General features: G+C 50.2%; 3 protein-coding genes. 1 reads left to right on the top strand and 2 read right to left on the bottom strand.

Annotated features, from left to right (window positions below; all coding sequences use genetic code 11):
• Positions 1-75: 75 nt before the first annotated feature.
• Complete coding sequence (locus ACO6V1_RS23050; protein ID WP_420810395.1) at positions 76-384, bottom strand: BolA family protein; 309 nt, start codon at positions 382-384, stop codon at positions 76-78.
• Positions 385-634: 250 nt separating this feature from the next.
• On the opposite strand from ACO6V1_RS23050, the gene ACO6V1_RS23045 reads away from it, so the two are divergent.
• The gene (locus tag ACO6V1_RS23045) at positions 635-2,515 is read left to right on the top strand and encodes a hypothetical protein (RefSeq protein WP_422459692.1); all 1,881 of its coding nucleotides are present in this window, start codon (positions 635-637) and stop codon (positions 2,513-2,515) included.
• Here ACO6V1_RS23045 and ACO6V1_RS23040 read toward each other — a convergent pair whose 3' ends face one another.
• Positions 2,516-3,058 carry a 2Fe-2S iron-sulfur cluster-binding protein gene (locus ACO6V1_RS23040; protein ID WP_422459690.1) on the bottom strand — a complete coding sequence of 181 codons (543 nt, stop codon included), beginning with the start codon at positions 3,056-3,058 and terminating at the stop codon, positions 2,516-2,518.
• Between the last annotated feature and the right edge of the window lie 288 nt (positions 3,059-3,346).

The following is a 3,346-nucleotide window of genomic DNA, read 5'->3' as shown; positions in this document are numbered from 1 at the left end:
GAAAGTCGGAATTATTTAAGGACAATTACTAAGCGCTTCCCGTTACCCGCCACCCGAAAGAGACAGGCCGCTTATTTACTTTTTACTGCCGCCCCGGCAATCCGGTGATGTCGGGGCGGTCTGGTTTCTTGTCTGCCACTCAACGGGGGTGTAAGTGTGTAGCGCCAGCGCATGAATCTGCTCTCGCAGTTCGTCAGCCAGCAGTCCATAGATCATCTGGTGCCGTTTGACCGGCATTTTCCCTTCAAATGCTTCACTGACAATCACTACCTTAAAGTGTGACTCTGAGCCCGGTGGCGTGTTGTGCAGATGGCTCTCATTGGTTACATCGATTAAGTCATTCTGTAAGGACTCATTCAGCTTATCGATGATATTTTCTTTCATTCCCATACATCACCTCTTCAGTCCCGGCCCGAACGACAAGGAGTTTGTCTTACCTGGCAATTTCTTTCTGGCACATTATAAGTAGCTAACCCTGTGAAATCATATATTTCTAACGCCTTGCACTGGTTTATGGATGATTTTTTTTCATGGTCTATGCTCATACCACCTTATTGCAGAAGCCCTCCGCTCAGTTGTTTTCAGGCTATACGGCGAAGTTCTCCTTTTACATGATATTAAAGGTGCAGGTCTTATGGGAAATCCGGATAAAGGTTTTGCTGGCAGAACAGTGAAGTCAGCCATAACCGTTCTGTCTGCTGCAGTGATTATTGCCGCCTCCTCAACCATCGCCCATGCGCAAAAGGCAGAAGCCTCCGATAAGGACAGCGACGATGGTGTGCCTCTCTATACGGTGCTGGCTGACGGGGAGTCCGGTGGCAAGCTCCAACAAAAAAGAAGGGCGAATATCAATCCACAAAACCTCAGTGTATCCAGGGATTTTAAATTCTATAACCAGGTTGCCGCCCTTGACCTTACCGACCCGGTGCAGGCAGAAACTTTTCTGAAGTTTATGGATATCCGGTTGGCAGAAAAGAACCTGAATGAAGAGGTGGTACTGGTCGGTAACAATGAGTCCGAAACCAGGGCAAAGGAAGTGGTGGTGCCGGTTGAGCAGACAGTAGTCACAGCAGAGCAGCAAAGAGCCTTAAAACCTGAGGTGGAAAATGAGACAGGTGTTGTACGTCAAATGCCTGTCAACACCGCCATTACCAGAGATTCAAAAGCACGGGTGGCAAAAGTTGTCAGGCCTGCAAAACTCGATAAGGGGAGGGAGCAGCAAGGGCCGCGTTCAGGGAGTGTACAGAAGGACAATAGCAAGGTCAGTGAGGCAAAGTCAGCACTGGTTAAAGAAAAGGACCAGGCAAGATTGGCCCGGGTAAATGAGGCCCGTCTGGCAAGGGAGCAGGCCAGAAAGAAAGCCGAAGAGCAGAGGCTGGCACGGGAAACGGAAGAGAAAGCCAAAGCGGAAGAGTTAAGGTTGGCTGAGGAACAGCGCAGGGCTAAGAGAAAAGCCAAAGCCGAAGAGTTGAGACTGGCTAAAGAAAAGCGAAAAGCAGAGGAAAAGGCCAAGGCCGAAGCGTTGAGAGCGGCTGAAGAAAAGCGGAAAGCGGAGGAAAAGGCCAAAGCCGAAGCCTTGAGAATGGCTGAAGAAAAACGGAAAGCAGAGGAAGAGAAAGCCAAAGTTGAAGCGTTGAGAGTGGCTGAAGAAAAACGCAAGGTAGAGGAAGAAAAAGCTAAAGCTGAATCGTTGAGACTGGCTGAAGAAAAACGAAAAACGGAAGAAAAAGCCAAAGCCGAAGCGTTGAGAGTGGCTGAGGAAAAGCGCAAAGCGGAAGAAAAGGCCAAAGCCGATGAGTTGAAAGTGGCTGAAGAAAAGCGGAAAGCAGAGGAAAAGGCCAGAGAAGAGAAAGTAGCCGAAAAGAAAAAGCACGAAGCTGCCCTGGTGCAACAGGAATCAGATAAAGCAAAACCATCCAAAGAGGCCGCTGTCAGCATTCTACCCAGCCGCCCTGTGGCGTATCAGATTGCAGCAGAACAGGATCCCGGCATCATCAACTTTGATCAGGCCATTACCCGCCGCTTCAAGGTGGCAGGCTCATACCTGGATAAAGGTGAACACGGCAATAATATCGTCAAGGATCATAGAGGCCGGGAGTTTATGAATGTTATGGCCTTCTGGGATGTGCTGGTGGAACACCGGGACAACGGTGAGCATTATTACTACGGCAGCATTCAGTTCCCCCTGGGCAGTCGCCATCCGGCCATTATTAAAAGTACGGTAACCGGTGATGAAATCGCGCTGGGGTGTAAGGCTGGTGAAGTTCTGGTATTGAAGGGCTTTGAGACAGAAGGGATTGATTATACCCATGGGCTGGTGGATGCCTACCTTGCCCACTCCGTGGTTATGCCAGATGGAACGATCGCCTTTCAGGAGGTGGTGCGTCAGCCTTCCTTCAGTCTGGTTAATGCAGAAACCGGCTGTATGTCCCGCGATATATTCTCAAGAAATCATGTGGATCCGGAAAGGATGGGGCATGACAAAACCCTTGATGCGTTACCGGTCAGAGAGTAATTAGCCATTCTTGATCACCATCAGGCGGTCGCCTGCTCTTGCCTCAGAGTGAATCCAGGCACTGAATGGGCTGCCCCCTGCGGAGCGAGCAATAATGCACTCCAGTGTTTGTGACTCGTCGTTGACGCCGGTAACCGGGTAAGTGGCTTCAAAGCCTTCATTGGATACCAGGGTAATATGTTCGCCAATGGCAACCTCGAAAGGCAGGCGGGTGGATAACTTGATGATGACTTCCGTTGAGCTGAGTGACGTCAGCTCAGTAAGAATGCCGGGTACTTCATCCCGGGTAGGCAGTGCCAGGCTTAAATTACCAGTTACTTTGGTCTGACAGGCGAGAATATAGCCTTTTTTGATTTGCTCAGCAGTCAGTAACGACTGGGCTTCTGTCGGTACAAGCCCCGCTGTCACCCGAAGCATGCAGGAGTGACAGACCCCGGCCCGACAGGACCAGGGTGCCCTGGCATGCTGGCGCAGTAATCCATCCAGAAGGTTCTCGTTCTCATCCATCGGGTAACTGTTGCCCTGAAATTGAATCTTCGGCACGGAAAAAAACCTGATATGTTGCACAGTGAATTTGGTGTGCAAGTTTACAACCTGCAATCGATAATACCAGTTGTACTCATAGTACATGGTTTCAATGAGTTTGACGGGTTGTCGTGCCTCCGCACTCCGTTCGTCCTGAGTGCTGAGCTTGACGAAGCATCGAAGGACCCATAGGGCCTAAAGGCGGAAACTCCGGACTCTGATAGATCGTGCCAAGCACCCTTCGACTCCGCTCAGGGTGAACGGAGATCATACACGTCAAACTCATTGAAACCATGTACTAGGAGG

Source organism: Endozoicomonas sp. ALC013 (assembly GCF_049310205.1).
Lineage (GTDB): Bacteria > Pseudomonadota > Gammaproteobacteria > Pseudomonadales > Endozoicomonadaceae > Endozoicomonas.
This window is presented reverse-complemented; position numbering and strand designations above follow the sequence as displayed.